At 33.8% G+C, this 26,263-nt stretch carries 22 protein-coding genes and 1 pseudogene; 15 read left to right on the top strand and 8 right to left on the bottom strand.

The features are described from left to right. The first annotated feature begins 186 nt into the window (after positions 1-186). Positions 187-804, top strand: a complete 618-nt coding sequence (locus J3R86_RS00955) for an LPXTG cell wall anchor domain-containing protein (protein ID WP_207517670.1) — start codon at positions 187-189, stop codon at positions 802-804. 60 nt (positions 805-864) lie between these two features. Here the strand turns inward: J3R86_RS00955 and J3R86_RS00960 are convergent, their stop codons facing one another. After that, positions 865-2,136, bottom strand: coding sequence for an amidohydrolase family protein (locus J3R86_RS00960; RefSeq protein ID WP_207517671.1), 1,272 nt, complete (start codon positions 2,134-2,136; stop codon positions 865-867). A 267-nt stretch (positions 2,137-2,403) separates the two neighbouring features. Here J3R86_RS00960 and scdA point away from each other — a divergent pair, with 267 nt between their 5' ends. The 7 genes and pseudogenes from scdA (at position 2,404) to J3R86_RS12155 (ending at position 7,723) form a co-directional block, all read left to right on the top strand. Further along, positions 2,404-3,078, top strand: coding sequence for an iron-sulfur cluster repair di-iron protein ScdA (gene scdA, locus J3R86_RS00965; RefSeq protein WP_207517672.1), 675 nt, complete (start codon positions 2,404-2,406; stop codon positions 3,076-3,078). A gap of 204 nt (positions 3,079-3,282) precedes the next feature. Continuing rightward, positions 3,283-5,043, top strand: coding sequence for a sensor histidine kinase (locus J3R86_RS00970; protein ID WP_207518491.1), 1,761 nt, complete (start codon positions 3,283-3,285; stop codon positions 5,041-5,043). Next, entirely contained in the window at positions 5,040-5,780 is a 741-nt protein-coding gene (locus tag J3R86_RS00975) for a response regulator transcription factor LytR (RefSeq protein WP_207517673.1), read from the top strand. Before J3R86_RS00970 ends, J3R86_RS00975 begins: the two co-directional genes overlap by 4 nt. 122 nt (positions 5,781-5,902) lie before the next feature. Beyond that, positions 5,903-6,346, top strand: coding sequence for an antiholin-like murein hydrolase modulator LrgA (gene lrgA, locus J3R86_RS00980; RefSeq protein ID WP_207517674.1), 444 nt, complete (start codon positions 5,903-5,905; stop codon positions 6,344-6,346). Beyond that, positions 6,339-7,040: an antiholin-like protein LrgB gene (gene lrgB / locus J3R86_RS00985; protein ID WP_207517675.1), complete on the top strand. Its 702-nt coding sequence runs from the start codon at positions 6,339-6,341 to the stop codon at positions 7,038-7,040. Before lrgA ends, lrgB begins: the two co-directional genes overlap by 8 nt. Positions 7,041-7,205: 165 nt before the next feature. Then, positions 7,206-7,460 carry a type II toxin-antitoxin system Phd/YefM family antitoxin gene (locus J3R86_RS00990; RefSeq protein ID WP_207517676.1) on the top strand — a complete coding sequence of 85 codons (255 nt, stop codon included), beginning with the start codon at positions 7,206-7,208 and terminating at the stop codon, positions 7,458-7,460. Between the two features lie 52 nt (positions 7,461-7,512). Beyond that, positions 7,513-7,723: pseudogene (locus J3R86_RS12155) on the top strand (Txe/YoeB family addiction module toxin). 156 nt (positions 7,724-7,879) lie between these two features. Here the strand turns inward: J3R86_RS12155 and J3R86_RS01000 are convergent. Next, a complete protein-coding gene (locus J3R86_RS01000; RefSeq protein ID WP_207517677.1) occupies positions 7,880-9,259 on the bottom strand; it encodes an MFS transporter in 1,380 nt (459 codons plus the stop codon). 311 nt (positions 9,260-9,570) lie between these two features. On the opposite strand from J3R86_RS01000, the gene J3R86_RS01005 reads away from it, so the two are divergent. Both J3R86_RS01005 and J3R86_RS01010 read left to right on the top strand, forming a co-directional pair. Beyond that, positions 9,571-11,010, top strand: a complete 1,440-nt coding sequence (locus tag J3R86_RS01005; RefSeq protein WP_207517678.1) for a 6-phospho-beta-glucosidase — start codon at positions 9,571-9,573, stop codon at positions 11,008-11,010. 23 nt (positions 11,011-11,033) lie between these two features. Beyond that, a complete protein-coding gene (locus J3R86_RS01010) occupies positions 11,034-11,840 on the top strand; it encodes an HAD family hydrolase (RefSeq protein ID WP_207517679.1) in 807 nt (268 codons plus the stop codon). Between the two features lie 63 nt (positions 11,841-11,903). Here the strand turns inward: J3R86_RS01010 and J3R86_RS01015 are convergent, their stop codons facing one another. The 5 genes from J3R86_RS01015 to J3R86_RS01035 form a co-directional block, all read right to left on the bottom strand. Beyond that, a complete protein-coding gene (locus J3R86_RS01015; protein ID WP_207517680.1) occupies positions 11,904-12,659 on the bottom strand; it encodes a class I SAM-dependent methyltransferase in 756 nt (251 codons plus the stop codon). A 157-nt stretch (positions 12,660-12,816) separates the two neighbouring features. Further along, positions 12,817-14,178 (bottom strand): amino acid permease, encoded by a 1,362-nt coding sequence (locus J3R86_RS01020; RefSeq protein WP_207517681.1) that lies wholly within the window; start codon positions 14,176-14,178, stop codon positions 12,817-12,819. Between the two features lie 427 nt (positions 14,179-14,605). Further along, positions 14,606-15,520: a ribokinase gene (gene rbsK / locus J3R86_RS01025; protein WP_207517682.1), complete on the bottom strand. Its 915-nt coding sequence runs from the start codon at positions 15,518-15,520 to the stop codon at positions 14,606-14,608. Positions 15,521-15,672: 152 nt separating this feature from the next. Continuing rightward, positions 15,673-16,887 (bottom strand): pyridoxal-phosphate-dependent aminotransferase family protein, encoded by a 1,215-nt coding sequence (locus J3R86_RS01030; protein WP_207517683.1) that lies wholly within the window; start codon positions 16,885-16,887, stop codon positions 15,673-15,675. Positions 16,888-17,140: 253 nt separating this feature from the next. Then, positions 17,141-18,469, bottom strand: a complete 1,329-nt coding sequence (locus J3R86_RS01035; protein WP_207518492.1) for an MFS transporter — start codon at positions 18,467-18,469, stop codon at positions 17,141-17,143. A 221-nt stretch (positions 18,470-18,690) separates the two neighbouring features. On the opposite strand from J3R86_RS01035, the gene J3R86_RS01040 reads away from it, so the two are divergent. From J3R86_RS01040 to J3R86_RS01055, 4 genes are all read left to right on the top strand, one after another. Next, positions 18,691-19,677, top strand: coding sequence for a choloylglycine hydrolase family protein (locus J3R86_RS01040; protein WP_207517684.1), 987 nt, complete (start codon positions 18,691-18,693; stop codon positions 19,675-19,677). Between the two features lie 122 nt (positions 19,678-19,799). Beyond that, positions 19,800-20,192: a hypothetical protein gene (locus J3R86_RS01045; protein WP_207517685.1), complete on the top strand. Its 393-nt coding sequence runs from the start codon at positions 19,800-19,802 to the stop codon at positions 20,190-20,192. Between the two features lie 94 nt (positions 20,193-20,286). Next, on the top strand, positions 20,287-21,348 hold the full coding sequence (locus J3R86_RS01050) for a WD40/YVTN/BNR-like repeat-containing protein (protein WP_207517686.1): 1,062 nt from the start codon (positions 20,287-20,289) through the stop codon (positions 21,346-21,348). 269 nt (positions 21,349-21,617) lie between these two features. Continuing rightward, the gene (locus J3R86_RS01055; protein WP_207517687.1) at positions 21,618-22,670 is read left to right on the top strand and encodes a M23 family metallopeptidase; all 1,053 of its coding nucleotides are present in this window, start codon (positions 21,618-21,620) and stop codon (positions 22,668-22,670) included. A gap of 543 nt (positions 22,671-23,213) precedes the next feature. On the opposite strand, the gene J3R86_RS01060 is transcribed toward J3R86_RS01055, so the two are convergent. Then, on the bottom strand, positions 23,214-24,032 hold the full coding sequence (locus tag J3R86_RS01060; protein WP_207517688.1) for a formate/nitrite transporter family protein: 819 nt from the start codon (positions 24,030-24,032) through the stop codon (positions 23,214-23,216). An 861-nt stretch (positions 24,033-24,893) separates the two neighbouring features. On the opposite strand from J3R86_RS01060, the gene ltrA reads away from it, so the two are divergent. Continuing rightward, a complete protein-coding gene (gene ltrA, locus J3R86_RS01065; RefSeq protein WP_207518488.1) occupies positions 24,894-26,180 on the top strand; it encodes a group II intron reverse transcriptase/maturase in 1,287 nt (428 codons plus the stop codon). Positions 26,181-26,263: the final 83 nt, after the last annotated feature.

The following is a 26,263-nucleotide window of genomic DNA, read 5'->3' on the forward strand; positions in this document are numbered from 1 at the left end:
TCCCTTTTGTTTATACACAACTAAAAAATAAGGTTTTTTAATAAATAAACATATAGATAATTTATATCATACTTTAAAGATAAATAAAAATGGTGGACACATATTGTCTATGTCAAAAATATTGTATTGCTATATAATAAAAAGTTATTTATATTTGGGGTATCAAAAGTTGGAGGTTATGCAATTATGAAAAAAGTAAGTTTGATAGCGACAACAACATTAGCAGGGGCATTATTATTCACATGTTTAGAATCAGAGCACGAAGCAAAAGCTGCAGAAATAAATGCAGATCAAGCTAAAAATGCGGCAGTAAATATTTCTAAGGGTTATACAGAAGCAGGTAAAGTATCATTTAATAAAGAATACACTGATGAAGGAAACTTCTATAGATTTCAATTTAATGGTGAAGAAGATAATGGAGTAGGATTTATTGATGTATATAAAGACGGCAACACAATTAAATATTCAACTCCAAGAAGTGGTCCATATGGTGAAAAAGTAGTACATGGTGACTTCTTAAACGGACAAAATGCAAATACAGCAACTTCAAACAACCTACAAGCACCAACTAACAATGCTCAAAACCAAACACAAGCACCAAATAATAACGCTCAGAATCAAGCACAAACTCAAAACAATATGCAACAACCAACAAACGTCGAACAAGCACCAGCAGCACACATGACAGAATTACCAGCAACTGGGGAACAAGCAAGTAATTCAACATTTATCGCTGTCATTGCATCAGCATTAATGGCAGTAGGATCAGTATTAACATTCAAACGCTTGTCGAAAAATAAATAACACAATAAAGCAGTACTTGCCGTAATATATGCAAGTACTGCTTTTCATTTACGCATTCATTTATTTAGTGCTTTTATCTATATCAAGTTCTGTAAGATAAGTTGGGCGTGCTTTGCGGAATAAAAATTCGCCATGACGAATTGAAGCGAGACATTCAACACGACGTCGTTGAGCCTCAAAGACATTTGGCGCATCAAGCACAATAAAGTTAGCTGGCTTACCAGCATCCAAACCATAGTCATCTTCAATTTGCATTAATTGTGCACCATTATACGTAATTAAATCAAAATTGCGAGGGAAATCTTGTTCTCTCATTAATTGAGTTGCATGTAAACCATTATCTAAAATATTCATTAGGTTACCTGAACCAGCTGGATACCATAAATCTACAATGGAATCTTGACCGAATGCTACATTAATATCATTATCGACAAACTCTTTAACACGTGTTAATCCACGACGTTTTGGATACGTATCTTGTCGTCCTTGTAAATATAAGTTTTCAGTAGGGCATGCTACAAAATTTAAGCCGGATTGTCTAAATAATCCCATCATACGAAAGGCATAAGCATCATCAGCTGAACCGAATGAACATGTATGTGAAGCCGTTGTTGATTGACCATAGCCTTGTTTCATTGCCTCAGCATTTAATTGTTCTAAGAAACGAGCATCGGCATCATCCGTTTCATCGCAATGTACATCGATCAATTTATTATATTTAATTGCTAGTCTAACAATTTCTTTGACAGCTTCAGCACCATCTTGAGGGCTCCACTCGTTATGAGGTATACCACCAACACAATCTGCACCTAATTGTAATGCTTCTTCAACTAGATCGCGTCCTGTTTTACCATCCTCTTTAAAGGAATACATCCCATTTTGAGGGAATGCTACTACTTGAATCGTAATATTATCTTTTAATTCATCGCGTACTTCGATAGCAGCTTTAATACCAGTCAAGTTTGGATCAGTGCAATCAGTTTGAGCACGAATATATTGCGTGCCATAGCTAGCAACATCTTTAATTGCTTGGCGCATTCGTGATTTCATCTCTTCTTTTGTTGTGCCTTTTTTATAATCGTTCCATAAATCAATTGCTTCAAATAAAGTACCAGACTCATTTTTGATATTTGGATCTTGCCCAGTAAAGTAATAATCTAAATGTAAATGTGAATCAACATAAGGTGGTAATACTAAAGCACCTTCTAAATCAATGACTTCATCAGCTTCTTTTAAATCATTACCGAACTCGACAAATTTGCCATCTTCAATGAGTATCTCTGATACATCAGGATGTTTATAAATCGTTGTATTAATAAATTTTTTTGACAATTATTATACCTCCATTACATGTTTTTTTCCTACATCACTACCTTAATGCTATTAATACTCTGTTGCAATGGTTACACTTTACAAAAGTCACAGTCAAATTTAGTCAAAGTATTAAATGTTAATTAATTCACAAACTATAAAATTTTCAACTTTTTAGCTTATAAAAATTAAAATTGTCAGATGATTATGATAATTATATGACATTTGCTGTTAATGTATTTAAATTCTAAATAAATTGTATACACTTGGTTTAAGGAGGGAATCAATATGATAAATAAGAATGATATTGTAGCAGATGTAGTAACAGATTATCCTAAAGCAGCGGATGTCTTCAGAAGTGTTGGAATTGATTTTTGTTGTGGTGGTAATGTCACAATTGAGAAAGCTGCCGAAGACAATAAAAAGGTTAATTTAGACGGTTTAATGGAACGTTTAAATGAAATTGAAAATACTAACTCGAAAGGTTCGTTAAATCCTAAATATTTAACAGTACCTTCTTTAGTTCAATATATACAAGCGGCTTATCATGAGCCTTTAAGAGAAGAATTTAAAAATTTAACACCATATGTGACAAAATTGTCTAAAGTACATGGTCCAAACAATCCATATTTAGTAGAGCTTAAATCAGTTTATGACACGTTTAGAAAAGGTATGTTAGAGCATACTGAAAAAGAAGATGACGTTGATTTTCCTAAATTGATTCAATATGCCAATGGCGAACAAGTAGATGATGTTCAAGACATTATAGATGATTTAGTGAGTGATCATAATGGTACAGGTGAATTATTGGAAAAAATGCGAGAATTAACATCAGATTTCCAACCACCTGCTGAAGCTTGTGGCACATGGCGTTTAGTATATCAAAGATTAAAAGACTTAGAAGCATTTACACATGAACACGTACATTTAGAAAATCATGTCCTATTTAAAAAAGTAAGTTAAATGTATTATTAATATTCAAGTTATAACATGTACAAATTTATATATGATAATAACTGTATATAAAAGTTCATATTAAGACGATGTAATGAAGTGTTGTATTTTATGACACTGTCACTATGTCGTCTTTTTTATATGAATTATTCATGAAATGTACATGTATTGTTGTGATAAAATAAATATATTAAAAATCACTGGGGTGTTATGGTGTTATCTCTAACTGTGTTACTACTTGAAAGAGTAGGCTTAATAATCATTTTAGCTTACGTATTAATGAATATACCTTACTTTAAAAACTTAATGAATCGTAGACGTACATGGCGTGCGCGCTTACAATTATGCATCGTGTTTAGTTTGTTTGCCTTAATGTCAAATCTAACTGGTATTGTTATTAATCCGGACCATAGCGTTTCGGGAAGTATTTATTTTCATTTAAATAACGATGTATCACTAGCCAACACACGTGTGTTAACGATTGGTGTTGCTGGTTTAGTTGGCGGACCATTTGTTGGTTTATTTGTAGGTATTATTTCTGGTGTCTTCAGATTATATATGGGTGGTGCAGGTGCTGAGATTTATTTAATTTCATCACTCTTTATTGGGACCATATCTGGCTACTTTGGTTTACAAACGCGTAAATTAAATCGTTACCCAAGTATTGTTAAAAGTGCTTTTATCGGTGTACTGATGGAAGGTATACAAATGTTAAGTATCTTAATATTTTCGACAGATAAAGCATATGCCATGGAATTAATTTCATTAATCGCTATACCTATGATTATTGTTAATAGTGTAGGTACAGCTATATTTATGTCGATTATTATTTCAACATTAAAACAAGAAGAACAAATGAAAGCTGTACAGACGCATGATGTTTTACAATTGATGAATCAGACGTTACCGTACTTTAAAGAAGGTTTAAATAAAGAATCTGCTGAACATATTGCAGTTATTATTAAAGATTTGATGAAAGTATCAGCAGTTGCTATCACAAGTAAACATGAGATTTTGTCGCATGTTGGAGCTGGTAGCGATCATCATATTCCAGAAAATGAAATTATTACGAGTTTGTCTAGAGATGTTTTAAAGTCTGGACAATTAAAAGAAGTGCATACGAAAGAAGGCATTGGCTGCAGTCATCCCAACTGTCCTTTATGTGCAGCAATTGTTATTCCATTAGAAATGCACGGCGCAATTATAGGTACGCTGAAAATGTATTTTACAAACCCTAATGATTTAACGTTTGTTGAAAGACAATTAGCTGAAGGGTTAGCTAATATATTTAGTAGTCAAATCGAATTAGGTGAAGCTGAAATGCAAAGTAAGTTACTCAAAGATGCTGAAATTAAGTCACTGCAAGCACAAGTCAGCCCACACTTCTTCTTTAATTCGATTAATACGATTTCGGCACTGGTTAGAATCAATAGCGAGAAGGCGCGTGAGTTATTGTTAGAGCTCAGCTATTTCTTTAGAGCCAATCTCCAAGGTTCTAGACAACATACCATTTCTTTAGATAAAGAACTTAGCCAAGTTCAAGCTTATTTATCTTTAGAACAAGCCAGATATCCAGGGCGATTTAATATCCAATTTGCTGTCCCAGAGCATTACACTAAAGTATTAGTGCCACCATTTTTAATTCAAATATTAGTTGAAAATGCCATTAAACACGCGTTTACCAATCGTAAGCAAGGGAATAATGTTAAAGTTTCAGTTATAGAGGAAGATGAACAGCATGTACGTATCATTGTGGCGGATAATGGACATGGTATTGCCAATGACAAGTTACATTTACTAGGTGAAACTTCTGTTGAATCTGAATCAGGAACGGGTAGTGCTTTGGAAAACTTGAATTTACGTTTAAAAGGACTATTTGGCATACCAGCAGCATTACAGTTTAACTCAACATCAAGCGGTACCACATTCTGGTGTGTACTTCCTTGTGACAAACAAGAGGAGGAAATGAAATGAAAGCATTAATTGTCGATGATGAACCACTAGCACGCAATGAACTTGGTTATCTACTTAATGAAATTGGTGGTTTCGATGAGGTTAATGAAGCGGAAAATGTCACAGAAACATTGGAAGCATTATTATTAAATCACTATGACATCATCTTTTTAGATATTAATTTAATGGATGAAAACGGGATTGAATTAGGCTCTAAAATTCAAAAAATGAAAAATCCTCCGGCCATCATTTTTGCTACAGCACATGATCAATATGCTGTACAAGCGTTTGAATTGAATGCGACAGACTATATTTTAAAGCCATTTGGTCAACAGCGCGTAGAACAAGCAATCAATAAAGTAAAGACGCAACAACAAATAACAGGCAATCAATCAACACCTAAAGTTGAGGCCGTGTCTGGAGATTTTGAACAAAGTTTACCTGTAGAAATTGATGATAAAATACATATGCTCAAACAAAAAAATATTATAGGTATTGGGACACATAATGGGATTACGACCATTCACACAACCAACCATCAATATGAAACGACAGAGCCGTTAAATCGTTATGAAAAACGTTTAGATCAATCACATTTTTTACGTATTCATCGTTCTTATATTATTAATAAAAAACATATCAAAGAAGTACAACAATGGTTTAATTACACCTATATGGTAATTTTGACAAATGGGGTTAAAATGCAAGTGGGACGTTCATTTATGAAAGAATTTAAGGCATGGGCAGGTCTTGTTTAGGGTTACTTTACAGTAATCCTTTTTTTTATGCATTTTAGCTATGAAATTTTGTATTTCAGCAAAAATACGACGCAAAACAAAAGATAGACACTATACTGTAGATAAATTAAACGTAGGAGGCAATGGTCGTGAAACAAAAAATAGACGAATCAAAACCAGCCCATTTTTTATATCAATGTATAGTTATAGGATTGGTACTATTAGTATCAAAAATAATTGAGTCATTTATGCCAATACCTATGCCAGCGTCAGTGATAGGCTTAGTGCTATTATTTATTTTATTATGTACAGGTATTGTTAAATTAAGACACGTTGAAACTGTGGGAACAACTTTAACGAATAATATTGGCTTGCTATTCGTGCCAGCAGGTATCTCAGTAGTTAACTCATTAGGCGTCATTAGTAGAGCTCCGATTTTAATTATTGGTTTGATTATTGTATCGACAGTATTATTACTTATTTGTACTGGTTATGTTACTGAATTAATTATGAAATTAACATCTAAAGGATCGACTGAAGATATTGCAGAGGATATTAAAATGAAGGAGGCACAAGCACATGACTGAGCATTTAGCACTTAATACACCTTATTTCGGTATTTTATTATCAGTAATTCCATTCTATTTAGCAACATTACTATTTGAAAAGACCAATCGCTTTTTCTTGTTTGCGCCTTTATTTGTCAGTATGGTTGTCGGTGTTGCCTTCCTTTATTTTACCGGTATTCCTTACAAAACATATAAAATAGGGGGAGATATTATATACTTCTTCCTTGAACCAGCAACAATTTGTTTTGCTATTCCACTTTATAAAAAACGTGATGTTTTAGTAAAACATTGGCATAGAATTATTGGTGGTATTGGAATAGGTACAGTTGTCGCACTACTTATTATTATGGCTTTCGCTAAATTGGCTCAATTTGCCAATGACGTCATATTATCAATGTTACCTCAAGCAGCTACAACAGCGATTGCCTTACCCTTGTCAGCAGGTATTGGTGGTATTAAAGAATTGACTTCTTTAGCAGTTATTTTAAATGGTGTGATTATTTATGCCTTAGGAAATAAATTCTTAAAATTATTCCATATTACGAACCCAATTGCTAGAGGACTGGCACTTGGTACGAGTGGTCATACATTAGGTGTTGCGCCTGCAAAAGAACTTGGTCCTGTCGAGGAATCCATGGCAAGTATTTCCTTAGTTTTAGTAGGTGTGGTTGTTGTCGCAGTGGTCCCTATATTTGTAGCTATATTCTTCTAAATATAATAGGACAAAGCAGTAGCAATCTCTTACGTTTGCTACTGCTTTTTTAAGTTATAAATTTAAAGGGTAGGACTACTTTTTAGTGTTGTGGATAATGAATGGTAAATCTATACTTATTGTGCAAAATATCGTGGTATTAAAAGTGATAAGGAGGTATGTATGATGACTGCTATATCGTATTCAAATGCTAGAAAGAACTTTAGACAGCTTATAGATAATGTCAATGACAATGCTGAAGCTATAACGATAACAACTAATGATCACAACGCCGTTTTACTTTCTGAAACTGATTACAATGCCATTATGGAAACATTATATTTACAACAATCACCTGCAAATGCTAAACATTTAGCACAATCCATAGCAGATTTAGAACGTGGCAACTCAGTGAAAGTAGATATTGAATTTTATGAGTAAGTTACATATCACTTTTTTACCTGATGTGTTTGAAGATGATAAGTACTAGCAAATACAAGAAAAAGTTATTGTAAAAGAGTAATCGTTTAATAAAAAGTATACAATGTGATGATGTACTTAAAGGTGAAGGTAGGCCTGAACAATTACGTGGTGATTTAAAGAGCTACTATAGTAGAAGAATAAATCATGAGCATAGATTGGTATATAAAGTCACAGATTCAGCTATTTTAATACCACCATGCCGATACCACTACTATAAATGACGAATTGTTTTACTTAAATGAATAACTTAACCTAGAAAAAACACTTCCACAATGATTCGCTTTACAGAATTCAACGGAAGTGTTTTTATTTTATTCCAACTAATTGGGATCAGCTCAAGTGCTTGTATCATCGCTAGTGCTTTATAAAATTTTAAATTATTGCTTGTTAGGGATAATCCATTTTGTGATGAATATAGCGATAATGACAAAGACCATACATAGTAAGAAACCTGTCATAGCTGCAATGGTCATTGAACTTGATGCTTTAATCATATTATAAAGCGAAGTGAAAATAGTAATACCAAAGGCGGCACCTATAGTTGCAACCATTTTATAAATGCCAGAAGCAATACCCACTTTTTCAGAAGGCGCATTTGAAACTGCGGTATTCAATCCCGGTGTTGCAAAGAAACCGAGTCCCATACCGAACAATAAGAAACCAAATAAACTACTGAAAATATAAACATTAAAAGGAATGACAGTTAAGCCGATAAATAACATGCCTAATGCTACGAATCCAGAGCCTATCATCATAGGAATCTTGGCTTGACGTTCTCTCATCATACGTTCACCAATGCGAATAGTGATTAAGACACCGAACATATAAGGAATTGTTAAGAAACCAGAATATAAACCAGAAATATTAAAGTTTTGTTGAGCGAAGATATTAAATAATGCTAGTGTACCAACTGTTGTATTCATTAAAAAGTTGGCGATAACAGTACCAATGAAAAAACGACTAGAAAACAGACTAAAGTCTATAAATGGATCTTGACGTCTTTTTTCAATCATAATAAAGCCGTATAAGCTGATAATGAATAGTAAAGCTAATAGCAACGTAGTAGCGCTAAGCCAACCAATTTGATTGCCCATGGAGATAATGACATTTAGGCTCAGCATAAAAATGATGAATAATAATAATCCTAAAAAATCAAATTGTGTATTGTGATGACTATCTTCTTTTACTTCGGGCACATCACGTAATAAATAAAAAGATATGAGTGTAACAATAATGGAAATAATAAATATCCATTGCCAAGAGATGGCTGTAGCAATAGAACCTGCGAGTAATGAGGCTAGTCCTGTACCACCATAAGACCCCATAGACCAGAAACTCATTGCCCTATGTCGCGCGTTACCATAATAATAAGTGTTGATAAGCGAAATTGTAGCAGGCATTAAACATGCAGCTGAAAATCCTTGGACAGCTCTACCGACTAACAATAACCAACTACTATGTGTAATAATGATGAGGATTGAGCCGATAATACTTAATACTAAGCCAAGACGCATGATTTTAACACGACCAAAGCGATCAGCAAAGCCACCAGCTGTTACCATAAAAACGCCAGTAAATAATGAAGTTAAGCTAATTGCGATATTAATAATACCGGCAGAACTTTGATAGGTTTGCTGGACATGTGGACCAATATTTAAAAAGGATTGTCCAAATAGCCAATAAGTTAAGATGGCTAACATAATCGCAGTAATGAGCTTATTACCACCTTGATAATTGGGTACATTAGAATGTTCCATAATAAAAATTCCTCCTATTCAAATTTGCAACATGATATAACAACATCTCTTACTTTTAAGTGTAATCGTAGTAAAAATAAAATTGTATGTAAAAAGCGACAAAAATAAAAATGAACTTGGCATTTTAGCTTAAAGTACTAGGATGTTGGCAGAGATAAAGGTAATCTAAAAGTATTAAAATAGGAAGTAATAGGGTAATTTAATAGTAAGAATTAAGGATGGTTTTTTAATATATATTTAACTGATTAATAAAACTTAATTTTGGTGGACCAATTATTAACGATTATTAAAAAGTAAAGGAGAGATAGAGTATGTCTAAGTTGCCAAGTGATTTTATGTGGGGTGGCGCATTAGCTGCCAATCAATTTGAAGGTGGATACGATGAAGATGGTAAGGGTTTGAGTGTTATTGATGTTATGACAGGTGGAGAACATGGTAAGGCTAGAGAAATTACTACAGCAGTTGAAGCTGATAAATATTACCCTAATCATGTAGGCATTGATTTTTATCATCGTTATAAAGAAGATATTGCGTTATTTAAAGAAATGGGACTTCAGTGTTTACGAACGTCAATCGCGTGGACACGCATTTTTCCTAATGGGGATGAAGATGAACCTAATGAAGAAGGTTTGAAATTTTATGACCGTGTCTTTGATGAATTAATTAAAAATGGTATAGAACCTGTCGTTACGTTGTCTCATTTTGAAATGCCTTTACATTTAGCAAGAGAATATGGTGGCTTTAGAAACAGAAAAGTTGCTGATTATTTTGCGAGATTCGCAGAAGTCATCTTTGACAGATATAAAGATAAAGTGACATATTGGATGACTTTTAATGAAATTAATAACCAGATGGATACGAGTAATCCAATTTTCTTATGGACGAACTCAGGTGTGACTTTAAATGAAGCGGACGATCCAGAAGAAGTATTATATCAAGTAGCACATAATGAATTAATTGCTAGTGCGAAAGCTGTAAAAATTGGTAAAGAAATTAACCCTAATTTCCAAATAGGTGCAATGATCTCACATGTCCCTATTTATCCTTATTCTTGTAATCCACAAGATATCATGGAAGCACAAATTGCGAATAGATTAAGATTTTTCTTCCCAGATGTGCAAGTACGTGGTTATTACCCGGGTTATGCTAAGAAAATGCTGGAACAAAAAGGATATGATATTGGGTATATCGATGGTGATGATGCTATTTTAAGACAAGGAACTGTTGATTATATTGGCTTTAGCTATTATATGTCGACTGTTGTAAAACATGATGCACAATCTACTGTCGATAATAACGTTGTGAATGGTGGCTTGCCTAATTCTGTAGATAATCCTTATATCGAATCAAGTGATTGGGGATGGGCCATTGATCCACAAGGTTTAAGATATACACTTAATGTCTTATACGATCGTTACCAAATTCCACTATTTATTGTTGAAAATGGTTTCGGTGCCATTGATCGTATTGAAGATGGTCAAATTCATGATGATTATCGTATTGATTATTTAAGAAAACATATTCAAGCAGCGATTGATGCAGTAGATTTAGATGGTGTTGATTTGATTGGATATACGCCTTGGGGCATCATTGATATCATTTCATTTACTACTGGAGAAATGAAGAAACGTTACGGCTTGATATATGTTGATCGTGATAATGAAGGTCATGGTACGCTTGATAGAATGAAAAAAGATTCATTTTATTGGTTCAAAAAAGTGATTGAAACAAATGGAGAATCATTAGACTAATTATCCAAGGAGTGTCATCGATAATGAAGTTGAAATTGGTTGTTACTGATATGGATGGAACATTTTTAAACCCACAAGGTGATATTGATCATGAAGCATTTCGACAATTAAAAGCTAGATGTCAAAGTAATGATATAACATTTGCTTTTTGTACGGGGAAACAATGTGAGAGAGTAGCGCAAATATTAGATGGCTTAGAACAAGATACTTATATTGTTGGCGATAGCGCAACGCGTATTCAATATAATCACCAAACAATTTGGGCTGAAACATTTAACAAAGAATTAGGACTAGAATTAATTGAACGATTGCGTCATATTGACCCTCAACAAACAGTCATTGTGTGTACTGATAATAAAGCATATGTTCAGCGTGGTATAAGTGATGCTGAACAAAAAATAGTGCATGGCTCTTATGAAAATGTGGAATATATTAATGATTATAGTGACATTAGCGAAGACTTTGTTAAAGTGACTGTACATGATGCTAACAAAGCATGTATTGATAATGCTACTTATTTAAAAGACTTTGAAGATCGTTTGTATGTTGTGGCAGCTGATGCAGAATGGATTGACATTGCTAAAAAAGGTGTGCATAAAGGGTCAACGATGGAACAATTGCAACAACGCTTAGGTGTAGATGCTAGTGAAACGATTGTCTTCGGTGATGGTTTGAATGATATTGAATTATTTAAGATTGCTGATACAAGAGTGGCCATGGATAATGCTTATCCAGAGTTAAAAGAACATGCTGATATTATTGCAAAATCAAATCAGCATAATGGTGTCATACACACGTTGAATACATTGTTAGATTTATATGAGGCATAAGATGAAACTATAATAAAAAGGAGTTCTGGGACGAATAACTCGACTCAGAACTCCTTGTTTATATTATTTTTTAGCTGCAAAGACAATATAGTTCATATCTTTGCGCAATTTCGACATTGTTTTAAACATTGTAAAGAACATCGGTCTATTCTCTTTTTTAAGTGCATTTTTAATGATTTTAACAGTACCTAACAATCCTTCATCATAAATCATACCTTTGGGTGTCATTAATGACATAGGGCCATTGTTAAATTTGATATTGTTAAAGCCTGTATGGTTATATAATGCTAACCAATCATTTTTAATTTGTGGTGACACATTTACATTGATTGCTGATGATAATTGCTCAATGATAGCGTCTTTTTTATCTTCATTAGTAATCACGATATCGTGTGTCAGTAATACACCACCAGGTTTTAATACACGGTAGTATTCAGCTAAAGCTTTTTCTTTAGCTTTGACAGGCAACATCGTTAACATTGCTTCATTCAAGATAATATCAAACGAATTATCTTCAAATGGTAGTTGCATTGCATTCGCTTGTTGCACATCAATAAGATGCTCTAACTTAGCTTTAGAAATATTGTTACGTGCTTTATTTAAAGCTTTATTATTCAAATCCACTGCATCGATATGGCAACCATATGTTTGAGCAAGGTAGATAGATGTAGTACACATATTGCATGCTACTTCTAATACACGTTTTTGAGATGAAAAGTGACCTTGCTGTATCAACCAATCAGTGGCCTTTTTACCGCCTGGGCGTAATCTTGTCTTACCTAATTTAGCTAAAAATGTGTGTCCGGCTTCTTTCGACATAATCATATGCCTCCTTAATGATAATCATTATCACTAATATAGCATAAACAAAGATGAAAGCTAGTATATTTTGAAAATTACAATAACTTGTCACAAATTAATTTTAAAGACAAAACAAATGAAGAATTTAATCAATCATGCTGTTCTCTAAATGTTGTTAATCAATTTGTAGTCTTTTTTTGTTTAAATGATAAGCGATTGTTAAACCAATATACCAAATAGGGGATAAAATAAGACCTATACGTGTATCAGCATTGAACATTAAGACGATAATGATAAAGATAAAGAAAGTGACAACTGCGTAGGCAGAAACAATACCACCTGGTAATTTAAAAGTACTTGCAGCGTGTAGTGCTTTATCTTTTTTCATATAACTAATATAAGCAATAACAATCAATGACCAAACGACTAATGTAATTGAAGTTGCTACTGATGTAATGTAGACAAAGACTTGTTCGGCGTTTGGAATAATAAGGTTTAATAAAACGGTAATAGAGATTAAACCACATGTGACAAATAAGGCATTTTGCGGGATACCTCTACGTGACAATTGATGCATTGCTTCTGGTGCTTGTTTCTTATCACCCAAACCGAAGAGTACACGACTATTCGCGAAGATACCACTGTTAGCTGATGAAGCAGCTGCAGTCAAGACAACGAAATTAATCAACGTTGCTGCAAATGGTATACCTGCTAAAGCAAATAATCCAACAAATGGACTGTTAGCTGGGTTGATTTGATTCCAAGGTACAATCATCATAATCACTGCTAATGCCCCTACATAAAAAATGATAATGCGTAAAGGCACACTGTTAATTGCTCGTGGTAAAGATTTCTGTGGATCTTTAGTCTCACCAGCTGTAATACCGATAAATTCGATACCTGTAAAGGCAAATACTGCCATTTGGAATGACATTAAGAAACCAAGTGTACCATGAGGGAACATACCGCCATGTGAATATAAGTTACTAAAACTTGCTGTATTTCCAGAAGGTGATTTAAATGCTAATAAGACCATGACAATTCCTACAACGATAAGTGCAATAATCGTTACTACCTTAATAAGTGAAAACCAAAATTCGAGTTCACCAAAGACCTTTGTACTAGTTAAATTAAGGGCTAAAAGTAATAATATGACTGAAAAACATGTTAACCACGCTGGAATATTGGGATTGAAATATTTTATGTATTGTGAAATAGCTGTAACATCAGCCATAACAGTAATGACCCAAGACATCCAATAAGACCAACCGACAATGAAACCAGCGAAGGGACCTAAATATTCGTGTGCAATATCTGGAAATGATTTGAAATGAGTTCTAGCTAATAACATTTCACCCATAGCACGCATAAATAAAAATAAAAAGAACCCAACAATTATATAGGTAAATAAAATAGATGGACCTGCTTTGGAAATCGTGTTACCTGAACCAAAGAACAAACCAGTTCCAATTGCGCCACCAATTGCGATTAATTGAATATGTCTGTTACTTAACTCTCTTTTTAATTCGTTTGTCATAAATGACATCTCCCCCTGTCGTTGAACTGACGATAGTCAGATTCAAGATTTAATTTAACCCTTTATACCACTAAAGTTACATTACACTAATTGTCTGAAAATTACAATAATTCATACGTAGTTTTTTATATAAAAATTATAATAAAGGACGGAATATTTTTAAAAGTTGATAGTTTAAATATAGAAATATAAATATAGTGCAAACTATAACATAATGTTAAAACTGTTGAGAGGGTGAGTGGAGCGATTAAACAAAGTATTTTCTGTTTTTGACGGATTAATTAAACGCACATAGAAAGTATCGAAACATCGATCCCAAAAAATAGAGAACCAAATAAAAAAGAACATAGTGAGCAAAGGCTAACGTGATCAGGTTAATCACAGTGTAGTTTGCTTGAACTATGTTCTGATGTTATCGTAACAATATTTAATTATTAGAAATATCACTAGCAAGAGGTATAGATGATTGTGCGCCAGATTTTTGGACAGTTAAAGAGCTAGCTTTATTCCCAAAATCTATCGCTTCTGCTAGATTATCCATCTCTTTAGTTAGCTTGCTGACAAAGGCACCAATAAATGTGTCGCCAGCTGCTGTAGTATCAATTGCTTTAACTTTATAAGCTTTAATAAGTTGATGGTCATGTTGTGTTGCATAATAAGTACCTTGTTCACCCAGTGTAATCAAGACCGTCTTGATACCAAGAGATAAAAAGTAATTGGCATTATCAATCATAGATTGCTCATCAGTTACAGCTATACCTGATAATACTTCAGCTTCAGTTTCATTAGGAATGATCACATCGATTAACTTCAACAATGATTGGGGTAATGCTTTAGCTGGTGCCGGATTTAGTATAGTTGTGACACCGTGTTGTCTAGCAATTTCAAAAGCTTTAGTAATAGCGGGGATAGGCACTTCTAATTGTGCAACGATGAAGTCTGCATTGATAATGGCATCTTGCGCTGTCATCACATCAGATTCATCGATGGTCATATTGGCACCACCATAGACATAAATCATATTTTGACCTTGGGAATCGACAGTAATAAATGCTTGACCTGTTTTGGTATCTTCAGATTCGAAGACATAGGACGTATCGATATTAGCTGCGTTAAAATCATCAAGCATAAAGTTGGCGATACCATCTTTACCAATTTTAGTGATGAAGGTTGTATGTGAATTCATACGAGCAGTTGCAATAGCTTGGTTAGCGCCTTTACCACCACCATAGGATTGCTGTGCTTCTTCGATATGCAATGTTTCACCAGGTTTAGCATATCGCTCAACAGTTAAAAATTGATCTACATTTGTTGAACCTAAAATAACAACATGATTTGTCATAGGACTTCGCTCCTTAGTTATCTTTAGTCATATCATAACATGTAATTTTCTGAAGGTTGAATGTTAAGTGATTCATGGATAGGGGATTGATAAAATAAAAATACGTCATATTATACAAACCAAAGTCTATATAATATGACGTATTGAATTAATTAGTCGTTATAATAATCGATTAATGTTTGCATCGCTTTCGCAGGATCCAAACCTTTAACGCCTTGTTGTTGTAAATACACTGAAAAAATAGATAAGAAAGATAATAAGTTTTGTTTATTAACTACATAACCCATTAGACCAATTCTCCAAATTTTACCAGTTAATTCACCAAATGATGCAGCAATTTCTACACCAAAATTGTGTAATAAACCATTTCTGAACTGAGCATCGTCAATACCTTCAGGAATATTGACACAAATGACCATTTTCATTTCATTATTAGCATCTCCAAAGATAGATAAGCCTAGTGCTTCTAACGCACGTTTTAAACCTTCGTGATGATATTCATGACGTTCAGCTCGTGCATGAACACCTTCTTCAATTGCTAATCGCAAACCAGTATATAAACCGTAAAGCATAGCTGTTGCTTCAGTGTGATGATTTAAGCGTTTGGCACTCCAATAATCTTGTAATTGTGTTAAATCTAAATAATTACTACGTATAAATGTATCATCTTCATTATCTTCAGTTGTTGTAATACCTAATTCTACACGTTTACGTTTGTTAATTTCTTCACTAAAACGATCATTAAAAGTAATAGGTGTAATGCCAGAAGGTACAGCTAAACATTTTTGTGCGCCACCAATAACGGCATCTAATTCCCAATCGTCAACAGGAATCACAGTGCCTAAATATGTAGCTACGGCATCGACAACAGAGAAAATACCACGTTCTCTACATGCTTTACCTAATTGATCGATAGGTTGTAAACGGCCTGTAGACGTTTCACCGTGCACAATTGCTAATACTTTTGGTTTAACTTCATCTAAAGCATCAATAATTTCTTGTTGTTCAAATACCTCACCCATCGGCTTTTGAATGTTATGAACAATACCACCAGCTCGTGTGACTAATTCTGTGAATAAATAGCCAAAGCGACCAATGATAGGTACTAGTACGACATCTCCAGGTTTAACAATACTTGCAATCACAGCTTCTAAACCAGCACGACTTGTACCGTCAATGGGGAATGACCATTGATTATGTGTTAGGAAAGATTCGCGGATTAATGACATTGTTTTGTTCATAATGTCAACGAATTCATAATCAAATTGTCCTAAAATAGTATTAGACATCGCTTGAGACACACGTGGGTCAACACTAACTGGTCCAGGTGTCATAATTAATCGTTTACTAATTTGTAATTCTTCCATAAATTTTCGACCTCATTTTTTATATATTCACTCACAATACAGTATAAATGTTTATAAGCAATAGATAATCGTGCAACTCAACAAATTTTAAAATTATTTTTGTCTGAATATTACAAAAATAGCCGCTATATACGATATCTATTGTCATAGTTTAAAAAGATACATCTATAGTTATAAACTGAATTGCAAAAAATAAACATAAAGCCGTGATATGTCACAATTTGTCACATATCACGGCACGTAAATATATGTTTTAAGCTTTAACATTTTTAGGGATAAGGAAGAAGGCAGATAGTGAACCAATCACCATCATGATAATCGTTACGACAAATGATATGGTAGCAGCAGTACTAGCGGCATAGTGTAATTGTAAAGCTGCAAATACTGTAGTGTTTAATGCGATACCAAAGGCACCACCTAATGTACCACTCATTTTATACATACCTGTTGCAAGACCAACTTTTTCTTCGGACATGCTAAAAATAGCAATTGTTAATCCTGGTGTAGCAACTAATCCGTTACCAATCGCACAGATAATGAAACCTACAACAACGGCAATCATATAATAAGAAGTTGGCAAGGTGGTCATCGTTATACCAATAATACCTAGTGCAGGGAACAATGGACCTAAGATTAGCATCAATTTACCGCCGAATTTGAGTGTTGCTTTTTCTCCAAAGCGAATCATGAACATCGCCATAATAGCATACGGTAGTGTAACATAACCTGCTTGTTCGGCTGTTAAATGAAGATGCGTTTGGGCATAGATATTAAATACGACTGTAGTACCTAAGCCACTATTTAAGACGAAGTTATTGAGGAAAGCGCCAATAAATGGACGATTACGAAAGACGCTAAAGTCAATAAATGGATAGTGTTTGCCACGTTCAATAAAGATAAATACTGCAACACTTAAGATGAAAATAATGGTGCAAGTTATTGAAAATGTGCTAAACCAACCTTGTTCAAATCCTTGTGTCAGTAATAAAGTAAAACTGCCTACGATGATACCAAAAATAAACATTCCAACATAATCGAAAGGTGCGCGATCTAAGTGTTTAGTAATCTGATCTTTACTACCTTTAAGTAACATAAACGCTATTAATGAAATAGCAATGCTAATAACAAAGTTAGTTTGCCAATTGATACGAGTAGCTATAAAACCACCGATAACACCGGCTAGGCCTATACCACCAACGGTACTTATCATTAAGTAGCTAATGGCACGTCTTAATTGTTGCCCTTTAAATTGATTATTTAACACACCAACTGTAGACGGTAAAAGAATGGCCGCTGACAAACCTTGTAATACACGACCAACAATTAACAATGTAGTTAAACCAGACAAAATTAATAGTAATGAAGCCAAAATATTTATCATTAATCCTATATAAGTCATTCGTAATTGACCTATTTTATCAGCGATATCTCCTGCAGCAACCATAAAGATACCTGTAGCAAAAGACGTTAAACTAATAGATAAATTTAACATACCTGGAGACGTATGATATGTTTGGCCAACTAAAGGACCTATATTAATAAAAGATTGCGCAAATAACCAATATGTAAGCACTGATAGCATAATCGCTATAATGATATTTGATTGAGAACGTTGATACGTTTTTTGCAAAATAGTCACCTCTAAATTATTATTTTTACTAAAATATCGTGTTATAGTAACTTCAAGATGCGCTAGATAACACGATAACTAAATATATGATAGCATATAATTGAGAATTAATATCAATTAAAAAGTAAGAAAATACATTGTGATATACATTTGATGATAAAGGAGAAATAATTATGTGCACAGGGTATACAATAACAACTCAAAATGGACAAGTCATACTTGGTAGAACGATGGATTATGATTATCCACTGGATGGTTATCCAGCAGTAACACCTAGACATTATCATTGGACATCACGAACAGGTACAACAGGACAAACGAAGTATGGATTTATCGGTACTGGCAGTGATATGGAAGGATTTATTTACGGGGATGGTGTCAATGAGCACGGGGTTGCTTTATCAACACAATATTTCCGTGGCTATAGTTCTTACGCGACTGAACATAAAGACAAAGCGATGAATATTACTCAAAATGAAATCGTAACGTGGATCTTAGGTTACACAACGAGTATTGAAGATTTAAAACAACAAGCCGCAACGATTAATGTTGTTGCGATTGTATTAAATGATATTGAAGAAGTACCGCCATTACATTATCATGTTTCAGATGCTACAGGTCAGTCGGTTGAAGTATCTTTCGATGAAGGTCGTGTTGTTGTGACAGATAACCCGTTAGGCGTATTAACTAATCATCCTGACTTAGCTTGGCATTATAATCATTTAAGACAGTATGCTAACATATCTCCTTATACTGCTGACAACTACAACTTTGATGGTGTAACGATAGAACATTTAGGTAATGAATCAGGTACATATGGATTGCCAGGTGGTTTTACATCATCCGAACGCTTCGTACGTATGGCATTTTTGAAATCTAATATTGATCAACATAATGATCAAGCGTTAGATGTGTTAAATGCGTTTAAATTATTGGATGCTGTAAGTATTCCTAAAGGCATAGTGAGACCAGCTGATGCTGATAGTCATTATACGATGTATCAAACGGTATTAAATTTAACAAATCCTAGTGTATATGTGAAATATTATAATAGTAATGCCATAACACAATTAACATTAACGGAAGAGTTAATTAGTCGACAAGAAATGACAATTTATGATGTCAGTCCACAAATGTCTATTCAACAGTTAAATGATTAGGTTAATAACATGTTAGTGAGACATAGTAGTTGAGCTATGCATTGTTATAACAACATAATAAGTGTAATCTATAGGTAGTAAAGCGTATTAAAAATCCAACTATAAAGAGAGGACGCCATGATATGCAATTAAACTTAAAAGAAGCGGAAATCTTAGATTATTTAAAGCAACAGTATCCACAAAAAACGTTTAGTAAAGGTAGACTGCTGATTGGACAACATAAACGTGATGATTTAGAAATATTTTATTTTGGTGAGGATTTCTTAGTAGTCATAATGGTAGGGTTTAAAACTTATGAAGTTAGAACGACAAATGAATTGGACTATCAAAAAATAAATCGTGTAGCACTCAAAGATGGTGTGCTTTATAGAAAAATGACTATAGAAACGAGTGAAGAATTATTACAATATGAAACATCTAAATTGTTGGAGTCAGATTTTCATAATGATAATTTTGAACAATTTATCAAAGGACAAAAAGAACGTGTCATATATGAACACGGTCAATTTTTATAACGACAGGAATATACAGAGAATCGTGCATAGCATGATTCTCTGTTTTTAGGGTAAATAGAGTCATAAAATACATGATGAATTTGGAGATATTTAGATGAGAACATTTTATGCAGGATTAGAAAAAGAATTGTTAGTAATTAAAGAAACAGCACAAGGATATCAAGTAACTAGTCATTTTAAAGGGACTAATCCAACTAGTATAGCTATAGACCCTAGTGATCATAATATTGTTTATTGTACGACATACGGAAATGGCTTATGGAAGAGCGTAGACGCTGGTCAACATTTTGAAGCGATTGGACAAAGTAACTCATACTATACACCTAATTTTGGTAATGGAATTGCTTCTGCATATATGACAGCAGTTTATATAGATGACACTACGAATATATTATATGTAGGGACTGAACAAAGTGCCTTGTATTATTCGCATGACAAAGGGCAAACATTTAAAGAGTTTGAAGCAATCCAATCATTACCATCTAAATCACGTTGGCAATTTCCACCGCGTCCTGAAACCCATCATGTTCAAGCAATCGCAGGCAGTTATGTTAATAGTCAAATATTAAATGTTGCTATTGAATTCGGTGCAGTGATTAGAACGATAGACGGTGGTCATACTTGGCGAGATGATGAACAGCCGAGTCCTAGAGATATTCATACATTACGTAATCATCCTATGGCACCAGGTAGATTATATGCCGCATGTGGTGATGGTATGTTAACAGCAGGACATTCTTATGCTGAAAGTCAAGACGATGGACAGACATGGACGTTCAAAAGTGATGGTATCAAACATCGATATTTATATAGCTTAGCAGTTAATTCACAAAATCCTGAAGATATCATTGTATCAGCAGCACATAGTGCTTATGAAGCACATATGCCAACAAATAAAAAAGCTACAGTTTATCGCAAATTACACAATGAAACATGGCAATTGTGGAATGAAGGTTTACCATTTGAAGAAAGTTATATTCATAAATTGACAGCAGATCCGAATAAAGACGGTCAATTTTATGCGTTAAATAATCATGGTTTATATCAACGACATAGTGATAGCGAAGCATGGCAACAATTAGAACTTGAATGGTTGGAAGATTATAAAGATCAACATCCTAGTTTTTTAAAAGTTGTGACAGCTAAAGATGAATAGAGGGCAATAGTAGTAATATATAAAAGAATTGTTTAAAACTCTATCAATAATTCAAATATTACAAAATCTATAATAAAAGTAATGATAATGTAATGTTGTTAGAGTAATTTTACGAAAATATTAAAAGATTGATATTTTAACTAGATTTACTTTACTCATTTTTTTAAATACCTTAATATGTGTAGTACGATTTAGCTATAGCTACGTATTACAATAATAGTACGATTTAGATATAACTACGTATTACAATAATGGAGGATGTTTAATAAATGAAAAAATTAACAGCAGCAACAATCGCTACAATGGGGTTCGCTACTTTTTCTTTAGCACATCATGCTGATGCGGCTGAATTAAACAATAATGCCCAACAATCACAAGAAAGTACTACTCAATCAACACAAACACAAGATGTCTCTTATGGGACTTACTATACAGTTGATAGTATGGGTAACTATCATCATACGCCAGACGGTAACTGGAACCAATCAATGTTCGATAATAAGGAATATGATTATACTTTAGTAGATGCACAAGGACATACACATTATTTTTATAATTGTTATCCAAATAGTGTAGCTTCTAACAATGCAACTCAACAAGCAACAACACATCACACATCAATTCAACCAGTAACAGCTGAAGATAATAATGACTACACAGCAAGTCAAAGTCATGAGCAAATTGAAAAATATGGATATAATCCAAATATGGGACCTGATGCAACGTATCAACAAAACGGTTCACAATCAAACTACAGTGATGCATATAATCGTAATGATGGTACTGGGGTCGTAAATTATCCAAATGGTAGTTCAGGACAAGTAGCTTCAAATGCGAACACTAATGCATCATCTAATGCAAATGGTTCAGCAGCTACACAAAATGATAATCAAGGTGCTACTAGCCATGCTACAGCACAAGGTCATGCATCTAATGCAAGCTGGTTAACTAGTCGTAGACAATTACAACCATTTGGTCACTATCATGGCGGTGGTGCTCATTACGGTATAGACTTTGATGTACCTGCAAATTCACCAGTATACTCATTAACTGATGGTACAATTGTACAAGCAGGATGGAGTAACTATGGTGGTGGTAACCAAGTGACAATCCGTGAAGCAAACAGTAACAACTATCAATGGTATATGCATAATAATAGCGTTACTGTAAAAGCAGGAGATAAAGTGAAAGCTGGAGATCAAATTGCTGTTTCTGGTAGCACTGGTAACTCAACTGGTCCACACGTTCATTTCCAACGTATGTCAGGTGGTATCGGTAACCAATACGCAGTAGATCCAACTTCATATTTACAAAGTAGATAAGATATAACAAATCCCAAACACACAGACGTTGATAAAACGTTTAAGTGTTTGGGATTTTTTTAGTCCTCTATTTTCTAGGACTGATACATAAAAAGTGAATAATTATGTATCAGTCCAATTTGGGAGGGTACCTAAAAACGCCTCACTAACTTTAATAGTGAAGTGTTTTTTGCATATAATGAATGATATTCTGGTTAATTAAATAATGATATTAGCTAGTAGAGAAAAAGCTTGGGACAAAATGTATTTTACACTTAAATTTAAGCATTTGGCAGTAACTATCTGGTTTTCAAAGCGCTGATAAATCACCATTTTGAAAACCAAGTCAGTCTTGCCGGGGTGGAAGGGACCCAACACAAAAAAACTGGTTAGTCAGTTTTTTCAGACAATGCAAGTTGGGCAAGAACTAGTAAAGATTGTAAATCTAACTAGTTCTAAATGTGCAAGACGGACATCTACGAAATAAATTTTATATAAAATTTATTTCTGTCCCACTCCCATCCACTAGGTCATATGATTAATAAAGATGTTATTAGCTTACTTTTAATCAATAAATTGTTTATGATCATTTAAATAAGCATAAAATAGACCGATAATTAAGCCTCCACCAATATAGTTACCAATAAAAGCAGCGATGATGTTTGACATGGCTGGAATAAAATGTAATGTATCTACTTGATAAATAAGTCCACCCATAAATAAGCAACTATTGTAAACGACGTGCTCATAGCCCATAAAAGCAAAGATAGTGACACCAAACATCATGACAAACATCTTAGCTAAGACATCATCAATTTGCATCGCAATAACTAATGAAATATTGATGAAAAAGTTAGCAAAGATTGCTTTTACTAGAATACTTAAAAATCCTGTAGATAATGTTTTATGTTCTATAACAGATGATAATTGAGAAAGCATTTCTGGTGTCATAACATTAGAAAAGCGCATAAAACTAAATAGAATTAAAGCACCTAATATATTCCCAGCAAAACATAATAAGAAAATTTTTAATACTCTTGTTGGTTTAATAACTTTGTAGTATAACCCAACGGTGAAATACATAAAATTGCTGGTCAGTAATTCAGAATTGGTAAATAGTATGAGTACTAAAGCGAAACTAAATGTAATTGAGCCAGCCATATTTACTATACCAGCAGGTAAATCAGGTTCATGTGTTGCTTTAACAGATAATACAAATACAGTAATAATGCCAATGATGAATCCTGCCATCATCGCACGTAATAAATAACGTTTGAAATAAACATTTTGTAATATATCTTTAGTCTTAATAGTTTCAACAACACTATTAACCCACTCATCACCGTAAAATATTTTATCCCACTTTATTGGTTTATCTTTCAATGTTAGTTCCTCACTTTTCATTTAATATAGAGAGTATACTATGAAAAGACAATTTTGTGAATGTTTTCACAAAATATTTTTTGAAAAACATTCTTTGCAAAATTAACAAAGATTATATTTTGAAAATGATTGAGTATCGTTTATAATCTATGACTGTTCAAATTCAATGATATTGCCTATAAAAAAGTTGAGACATTAAGATCTTCGTGAAAGTAACAAAGATAATTTCTATTGAAAATTGATAAAAGTTGTCTTATTATGTTGAAATATTTACATGTAAAATTATATAAAAACGAAGTATTGAACATAAATAAGCACAAAGACGATTTAAAAATAAAATCATCTTTGTGCTATTGTTGTGCGCCCGGCATGGGTAATTACTAGACGGTGAAAGTCCGTTACAGGCTTGGTAGTAGGAACTGTTAGCGAAAGACAAGGGTGTCCATTGTGAAATGGAATCTGAAGGAAGTCGGACGCAAACACTCGCACTGACGAACAGAAATATCATACAAGGCTATGTGGAATGGATGAATCTGCAATACAAGATAAAGTCCGATACTACCCGAGTTCTATATAGTAAATGATGCAGTGGAATGAGTGGAAAGTGGTTACTCTTACCCGGGGAGGTCTCATCAGCGATAAAAAAAATCGTAGTAATAACGAATGATGAGAAGTCAGCAGAGGTCATAGTAGGTAGAAATACTGAAGGACTGAACAATATTCATACAAAGTAAAGAATGGAGGTTAGAGATTTACAACGTACAGAATACAATTAATGATTGGCAACTCATAGAAAGATAAGTAGTGGAACGAAAAAGGATATATGAGTGCGTACAGTAAATCTTAGGTGAAATGAAAGAAATGTATCGTGAGTCTCCATCTATGATGGAGCTTGTTGTAAGAGAGAATAATATACAAAAAGCAATTAAGAAAGTGAAGAAAAACAACGGTGCACCTGGCATCGATGGCATGCGAGTAAGTGAATTAACATCACATTTCGCAAAATACTTTCCACAAATTAAACAAAAACTGCTTGATGGCACGTATAAGCCACAAGCAGTAAGAAAGGTTGAAATACCTAAATCAAATGGGAAAAAGCGCGTGCTTGGAATCCCTGTCGCAAGAGACAGAGTTATCCAACAAGCCATTAAACAAGTCATTGAACCTAGTATCGACCGTACTTTCTCAAAACACAGTCATGGCTTTAGACCGAATCGTAGTACAGGAACTGCACTTAAAGAATGTGCAACATACTATGAAGAAGGTTACTTAGTTGCAGTTGATTGTGATTTAAAACAGTGCTTTGATATGTTGAACCATGATAAATTAATGTATCTATTTGAACGACATGTTCAAGATAAAGCCATTTCTAAATTTATTCGTAGAAGCCTACAGGTTGGTGCAATCGACCTCAATGGTAATTATCGAAGTAGAGAAATAGGTGCACCGCAAGGTGGTGTTATTTCCCCGTTACTTTGTAATATTTATCTTCACGAATTAGATAATGAATTGGAGAAACGTGGTCATCGCTTTGTTCGTTATGCAGATGACTTCGTCATCTTTGTACGTACAAAACGAGCGGGTCAACGTGTCATGGAAAGTGTGACAAAGTTTATCGAAAAAGACCTTAAACTTATTGTAAATAGTGAAAAGAGCAAGGTAGGTTCTATCACACGTTTAAAGTTCTTGAGTTGTCTAATGACCAAAGTAAATGGCACTTATCGTTTCAGACCGACTATGGAAGCAAGAAGAAATTTAAAACGCACCTTAAGACGTCTAACGAAACGAAATAGACCAGGTACCTTTAAAGAGATTATATCAGAAATTAATCAAGTAACACGAGGGTGGATAAATTACTTTGGTAAAGGATTTATTACAGGTTTTGTAACGAAGTTACAATCATGGTTAAACCGACGCATTAGACAACTAATCCTCAAAAGATGGAAAAGAATAAAAACCAAATATAAGATGTTACGTAAGTATGGACTTGACCATAAGAGTGCAATGAAAATTGCCAATTCAAGAAAGAAATACTGGCGCTTATCATCAACGCATGAAGTTCATCGTGCACTTACAACAAAACGTCTCTACAAGTGGGGGTTAGAACCATTAACCCAACTCGCAGAGACGGCTTACGCAAGATATTGAACCGCCGAGTACGGAACCGTACGCTCGGTGGTGTGAGAGGACGGATAATCAAATAATGGTTATCCTCCTACTCGATTTGGGAA

The organism is Staphylococcus simiae, assembly GCF_017357005.1.
Taxonomy (GTDB): Bacteria; Bacillota; Bacilli; order Staphylococcales; family Staphylococcaceae; genus Staphylococcus; species Staphylococcus simiae_A.

Excerpts from the sequence above, each read along its gene's own strand:
- J3R86_RS01005 (WP_207517678.1), top strand. The coding sequence starts at position 9,571 with ATGTCTAAGTTGCCAAGTGATTTTATGTGGGGTGGCGCATTAGCTGCC.
- J3R86_RS01055 (WP_207517687.1), top strand. The coding sequence starts at position 21,618 with ATGAAAAAATTAACAGCAGCAACAATCGCTACAATGGGGTTCGCTACT.
- J3R86_RS01015 (WP_207517680.1), bottom strand. The coding sequence starts at position 12,659 with ATGTCGAAAGAAGCCGGACACACATTTTTAGCTAAATTAGGTAAGACA.
- lrgB (WP_207517675.1), top strand. The coding sequence starts at position 6,339 with ATGACTGAGCATTTAGCACTTAATACACCTTATTTCGGTATTTTATTA.
- J3R86_RS01045 (WP_207517685.1), top strand. The coding sequence starts at position 19,800 with ATGCAATTAAACTTAAAAGAAGCGGAAATCTTAGATTATTTAAAGCAA.
- J3R86_RS01035 (WP_207518492.1), bottom strand. The coding sequence starts at position 18,469 with ATGCTATCAGTGCTTACATATTGGTTATTTGCGCAATCTTTTATTAAT.
- ltrA (WP_207518488.1), top strand. The coding sequence starts at position 24,894 with ATGTATCGTGAGTCTCCATCTATGATGGAGCTTGTTGTAAGAGAGAAT.
- J3R86_RS01030 (WP_207517683.1), bottom strand. The coding sequence starts at position 16,887 with ATGGAAGAATTACAAATTAGTAAACGATTAATTATGACACCTGGACCA.
- J3R86_RS01010 (WP_207517679.1), top strand. The coding sequence starts at position 11,034 with ATGAAGTTGAAATTGGTTGTTACTGATATGGATGGAACATTTTTAAAC.
- rbsK (WP_207517682.1), bottom strand. The coding sequence starts at position 15,520 with ATGACAAATCATGTTGTTATTTTAGGTTCAACAAATGTAGATCAATTT.
- J3R86_RS01020 (WP_207517681.1), bottom strand. The coding sequence starts at position 14,178 with ATGACAAACGAATTAAAAAGAGAGTTAAGTAACAGACATATTCAATTA.
- J3R86_RS00975 (WP_207517673.1), top strand. The coding sequence starts at position 5,040 with ATGAAAGCATTAATTGTCGATGATGAACCACTAGCACGCAATGAACTT.
- J3R86_RS01000 (WP_207517677.1), bottom strand. The coding sequence starts at position 9,259 with ATGGAACATTCTAATGTACCCAATTATCAAGGTGGTAATAAGCTCATT.
- J3R86_RS01040 (WP_207517684.1), top strand. The coding sequence starts at position 18,691 with ATGTGCACAGGGTATACAATAACAACTCAAAATGGACAAGTCATACTT.
- J3R86_RS00990 (WP_207517676.1), top strand. The coding sequence starts at position 7,206 with ATGACTGCTATATCGTATTCAAATGCTAGAAAGAACTTTAGACAGCTT.
- J3R86_RS00955 (WP_207517670.1), top strand. The coding sequence starts at position 187 with ATGAAAAAAGTAAGTTTGATAGCGACAACAACATTAGCAGGGGCATTA.
- lrgA (WP_207517674.1), top strand. The coding sequence starts at position 5,903 with ATGGTCGTGAAACAAAAAATAGACGAATCAAAACCAGCCCATTTTTTA.
- J3R86_RS01050 (WP_207517686.1), top strand. The coding sequence starts at position 20,287 with ATGAGAACATTTTATGCAGGATTAGAAAAAGAATTGTTAGTAATTAAA.
- scdA (WP_207517672.1), top strand. The coding sequence starts at position 2,404 with ATGATAAATAAGAATGATATTGTAGCAGATGTAGTAACAGATTATCCT.